The following is a 5,208-nucleotide window of genomic DNA, read 5'->3' on the forward strand; positions in this document are numbered from 1 at the left end:
AATGGGCGCCACCCAATCCACCGAAGGGTGTCGATAGGATTACTTTTGACGTCCTGCCAACCCTCATGGGGCAGGGCATCCGCGTTCAGGACTATATGATTCTGCGCATTCTGTACGACAACCAGTGGCGACGGCCAGTCTACTTTGCGGTGACGGTCTCTAACGAGAACAAGCTCAACCTCTTTAACTACCTGAGGATGGACGGCCTCTGTTTCAAGGTGGTGACAGTACCCGGAGAATACCAGATTGCGGTGGACCGCCTGCGCAAGAATCTCTTTGAGGTGTTCCGCTATCGCAGCTTGGATGATCCTACCGTCTACTTCAATGACAATGTGAAGGGGCTGCTGCAGAACTATCGGGCGGCTTTCCTCCGCCTGGCAACTGAGTATGCACGTGCGCAGCGGCATACGGAGATGCTGGAAGCCCTGGACAAGATGGAGCAGGTCATGCCGGAGGCCGTCATCCCGGTGTTGGATCAGCGTGCCCAATTGGAGATCGCCAAGCTGTACTACCTTGGCGGGCGGAAAGACGAGAGCGAAAGGCGCCTGCTAAAGCTGGCGGCCGCAAATCCCGATTTTGGGGAGGCTCACGGCTGGCTGGTGCTGCTCTATGAACAACAGGGGCGGTACGCCGAGGCTGCCGATGTTCTGGAACGGTGGCTGCAGAAACACGCCAGCGACAAAGATGCCAACGAAAAGTTGAATGAACTCCGTCGCAAGGCGGCCGAGGCAGCGCCCGACACGGCCGTGACACCCCCGCAGGAAAACAGGGGTTGAGTCGCCGGTGAGCCACGCGAACACCGCCAGGCGCTGGCGACGCGCCCTGTTCACCGCCGGTAAAGTCCTCGTGAGCGTCTCGCTCCTTGGGCTTGTGGTGTGGCGCATCGGGCCGGCTCGCCTGCGGGAGAGCATCGTGGGGGCGAATGGCTGGTGGTTGGCTGCGGCCCTGTCGGTGTTCACGCTGAGTAACTTGCTGGGCGCGTTGCAGTGGTGGATGCTCTTGCGTGCGCGCGGCATCTGCCTGCCTCTGCGCCAGGTGGTTGGATACTACTTCGTGGGTCTGTTCTTCAACAACTTTCTCATTGGCTATGTTGGCGGAGATGCGTTTCGTGTGGTCGATGCCGTGCGGGCTTCCGGGAAGCCTGCAGAAGCCATGTCGGCGGTTCTCTTCGACAGGTTGATCGGCTTCGCGACTTTGACCTCTGTAGCAGTGGTGGCGGCGCTCATGTGGCATCGCTATGCCGGCCATGCCACTTCACTCGCGGTGGTGTTGGGAGTATTCGCCCTGTGGCTCTTGGTGCTGCTGTTCTTCTTCAGCAGGCGCGTGGCCCAGCCGGTTGTGTTGGTGGCTAACCGGATTCTCCCGCTGGGCTTTAAGAACAAGGCCAGGCAGGTCTATGCCCAGGTGAACGATTACCGGCACGGGCGGTTGCTGCTTGCTCAGGTGCTGGGCATCTCGCTGGTGGTGCAGGTGCTGCGCATCGCGGTGCACTACTTGACAGCGCTTGCGGTTGGGGTCCGCGTGAGCTTTGCATTCTTCCTGGTATTTGTGCCGATTATCGCTTTGCTTTCCAGCCTTCCTGTATCTGTGGGAGGCATCGGGGTGCGGGAGCAGAGTGGTGCCTTGCTCTTCTCGCAAGTTGGCGTGCCGGTGCCGGCAGCCGTTGCGATGCAGTTTCTGGCATACCTAGTTGGGGTAGCCGCCACCGTACCTGGGGGTGTCATCCTGGCGGTACGACGAGAACAGCGGGTGGCCAAACAGCATGGGGTGGAACTGGCGACGCCCTTTCCGGAAGGCACGAAAGGAGGGAGGTAGACATGCGAAAGCGAGTTTTCTTGCTGTTGCTCGCTGCGGTGCTCACCGCCCTGCAGGGCATTTTAGGCGGGTGCAGCAGCAAGAAGCCGGGTTACGGGTCGGAGGATCTGATCATCGCCTTGGCAGATTCCGTGGAATGGGAGGCGGTCCGTCCGTCAGTGAGTGCTGCCCTCGAACGCCAGGTTTTTACCCCGCAGCCGGAATCGATGCTGCGCGTCCGCTGGGTGCCGCCGGAAAAGTGGGGTGCCTTCAAACGTTATCACTCGTTTCTGGTGATCGGCACTCTTTCCGGGAGTCCGGTCATGCAGGAGCTCTTCAAGAGCATGCTCTCCCCGACGGATCTGCGTCGCGTTGAGCAAGATAGCAGCTTCCTGTTCAAGAAGGAGAACCCCTGGGCATTTGACCAGCTCCTGTTGGTGGTGGTCGGTAACGATTCCGCCACCCTCGCCCGCAGAGTGCAGGAGAATGCGGATCGTCTGCACGGCCTGGTGCTTGGACATGTGCGCAAGGTGATGACCAAGCAGATGTTTGGCAAGCACGAGCAGAAGGCCTTGTCAGAGGACTTGCTGCGGAAGTATGGATGGACGGTGCGCATCCAGCACGACTACCATCCCTTGGAAAAGCCTGGTGACCGGATCGTCTGGCTGAGGCGCATCCCGCCGGAGCGATGGTTCCTGGTGCACTGGGAGGAGAGCGACGACCCTTCTCTGCTCACTCCTGAGTGGTGCCTGAAGAAGCGGCAGTGGATTGGCGAGAGTTTCTACACGGGCGAACGGATTGTGGACGGCTACACCAAATGGGAATGGGTGGATTTTGACGGCAGGCGGGCGATCGAAATGTGGGGGCTATGGGAGGACTCAGTGAAGGTGGTGGGAGGTCCGTTCCATATCTACGCCTTCTATGACCAGGGTTCGGCCAGGTTATTCCTGATCGACATGGCTTGTTTTGCGCCAGGCGAGCGCAAGATGCCCTACATGCGGCAAATGGATGTCATGGCGCGCACGTTCCGCACGCGACAGAAGGGGATAGGAGGCTGAGAACATGAACCACGCCGGGCAATCGCCGCGCAGAATCGCCATTCTGATGGGCAGCGAATCGGACCGCCCAGTGATGAGTGCGGCTGAGTCGGTGCTTGCGCATTTCAAGGTGCCTTTCGAGACTCTCGTGCTTTCGGCGCACCGTACGCCGGAGGCGACTGCACAGTTTGCCAAGAGCGCCGCAGAACGCGGGTTCGCCGTGATCATTGCGGGTGCCGGGATGGCTGCCCATCTGCCGGGCGTGGTGGCTGCTCATACCACCCTGCCGGTCATCGGCGTGCCGCTGGATGCCTCACCGCTGCACGGTGTCGATGCGCTCTATTCCATCGTGCAGATGCCCAAAGGGGTTCCTGTTGCGTCGGTCGGCATTGGCGCAGCGGCCAACGCCGCCATCTTAGCGGTGGAGATTCTGGCCCTTTCCGATGCCCAGCTGGCCCGTGCCCTGGCGGAATTCAGACAGGCAGGCAGCGTACTCCCCAAGTAACCACCTCGACCCCGAGACACGGGAGGTGATGCCATGCGCCGCTATTTCAAGTTCGATGAGTTGGGGACCAACTATCGCACCGAGATCCTGGCAGGTGCCACGACCTTCATCACCATGGCCTACATAGTGGTGGTCAACCCGCTCATCTTGCAAGGGGCCGGCATCCCGGTGGGGCCGAGTGCAGTGGCGACGATCCTGGCGGCCTTCGTGGGCACTCTGCTCATGGGCCTTTATGCAAAGCGACCTTTTGCCATCGCCCCTTACATGGGGGAGAACGCGTTCATCGCCGTGACCGTAGTAGGCACTTTGGGCTACACATGGCAGCAAGGGTTGGCTGCCATCTTCATCGGTGGCGTGTTGTTCGTCGCGCTCACCCTTCTCAAGTTGCGTAGTTGGCTTGCCTCTGCCGCGTCGGAAAGCATGAAATACAGCTTTGTGGTGGGGATAGGCCTCTTCTTGACCTTCATCGGCTTGAGCGACATGGGTTTGGTGCAAGCAGGAGCGCCGGGCGGTCCGCCAGTCCAGCTGGGGGACGTCACCAGCGCCTCGGCCATTCTCGGGGTGATTGGCTTGGTGTTGATGGCCGGCCTGATGATCCTGCGTGTGCGGGGCAGCATCTTGATTTCCGTCATTGTGGTGACGCTGCTGGCTAATGTGCTGGTAGGCGTCTTCCACGTGAGCATCCCCTCGTTGAAGCCATTGCAGGGTGTACCTATCGGCCTGCCACCTGACCCCAGGCCCATCATGGCCAAGCTGGACTTTAGCCGCGTGTTCACCTGGGGTTTCTTACCTGTGCTCCTTGTGGTTTTTCTCATGGACTTTTTGGATACGATGGCCACCCTCATTGGTGTGTCGGCGCGAGCGGGTTTCCTTGATGAGCGGGGCAACCTGCCAGAGATCGAGAAGCCCATGCTGGCCGACGCCGTGGCCACCGTAGTTGGGGCGTTGCTCGGAACCACCACCACCGGCACCTACATCGAGTCCGCCGCGGGTATCGAAGAGGGGGGGCGGTCTGGCTTCGCCTCGGTGGTGACCGCGTTTCTCTTCCTGATTACGCTCTTTTTCTGCAAATTCGTGGAGGCAGTCCCGCCATTCGCGTACGGGCCTGCACTGGTGATGGTGGGAATGCTCATGATGAAGCCGGTCACGAACATCAAGTTTGACGACATGACTGAGCTTGTACCTTCTTTCGCAGTCATCGTCCTGATGAGCTTCACCTACAACATGGGCGTCGGCATGACGGCGGGTTTTGTGCTCTACCCCATAGTCAAGCTCATCGCGGGCAGAGTACGCGAGGTGAGCGCACCAATGTGGGTGCTGGGCGGACTTTCGCTTCTTTTCTACGTGTTCCATTACTTCCTGAAACCTTAGGGTCCAAGGGATGGCTGGCGTCGTAGGACAGGCAGGGTACGGCATGAGCGGACGTGCGACACAGGAGAAGACACTGGGTGTGATCGGAACCTTCGTGTGCGATCTGATCGAGCCCTTTGCGGCACCCGCGACACGAAGTCTTGGAGGCATCTACTACACGCTCACCTACTTGGCAACGGTCTTTGAGCGCGGCTGGCGCATTCGTCCGGTTGCCATGGTGGGCAGGGACATCTTTGATCAGGTGTGCGCCCGACTGGCCCGCTACCCGCACATCGACGTGAGCCTCTTGCGTCGGCAAGAGCGGCCCAACACCCAGGTGCGCCTGACCTACTTGACCGAAAACGTCCGGCAGGAGGTGACCACAGAACCGATGGCTCCCCTGCAATGGGAGCAGGTCCAGGCAGTGGCCGGGTGCGATGTCATTCTGGTCAATTTCATCACTGGGGCGGAGTTGACCTTGGAGTGCTTTGCACGGCTGTCGCAAGTGGCCACTGGCCTCAT

6 protein-coding genes are annotated in these 5,208 nt (G+C 60.1%); all 6 read left to right on the top strand.

Features of this window, described 5'->3' with window-relative positions; all coding sequences use genetic code 11:
* On the top strand, positions 1-776 hold a 776-nt coding region (locus H5U38_05525; protein ID MBC7186475.1), incomplete at its 5' end, for a hypothetical protein.
* Positions 777-783: 7 nt separating this feature from the next.
* Entirely contained in the window at positions 784-1,815 is a 1,032-nt protein-coding gene (locus H5U38_05530; protein MBC7186476.1) for a flippase-like domain-containing protein, read from the top strand.
* Positions 1,816-1,817: 2 nt separating this feature from the next.
* Entirely contained in the window at positions 1,818-2,852 is a 1,035-nt protein-coding gene (locus tag H5U38_05535; GenBank protein MBC7186477.1) for a DUF4837 family protein, read from the top strand.
* Between the two features lie 4 nt (positions 2,853-2,856).
* Positions 2,857-3,336: a 5-(carboxyamino)imidazole ribonucleotide mutase gene (gene purE / locus H5U38_05540; protein ID MBC7186478.1), complete on the top strand. Its 480-nt coding sequence runs from the start codon at positions 2,857-2,859 to the stop codon at positions 3,334-3,336.
* 33 nt (positions 3,337-3,369) lie between these two features.
* Positions 3,370-4,707: an NCS2 family permease gene (locus H5U38_05545; protein MBC7186479.1), complete on the top strand. Its 1,338-nt coding sequence runs from the start codon at positions 3,370-3,372 to the stop codon at positions 4,705-4,707.
* 43 nt (positions 4,708-4,750) lie between these two features.
* Positions 4,751-5,208 (top strand): hypothetical protein (locus H5U38_05550; GenBank protein MBC7186480.1); only part of this gene is annotated, 458 nt, incomplete at its 3' end.

Source organism: Calditrichota bacterium, from assembly GCA_014359355.1.
Taxonomy (GTDB): Bacteria; Zhuqueibacterota; Zhuqueibacteria; order JANLFK01; family Oleimicrobiaceae; genus Oleimicrobium.

Bases quoted from the DNA above. Each gene is read 5' to 3' on its own strand.
- H5U38_05535 (MBC7186477.1), top strand. From the start codon at position 1,818: ATGCGAAAGCGAGTTTTCTTGCTGTTGCTCGCTGCGGTGCTCACCGCC.
- purE (MBC7186478.1), top strand. From the start codon at position 2,857: ATGAACCACGCCGGGCAATCGCCGCGCAGAATCGCCATTCTGATGGGC.
- H5U38_05545 (MBC7186479.1), top strand. From the start codon at position 3,370: ATGCGCCGCTATTTCAAGTTCGATGAGTTGGGGACCAACTATCGCACC.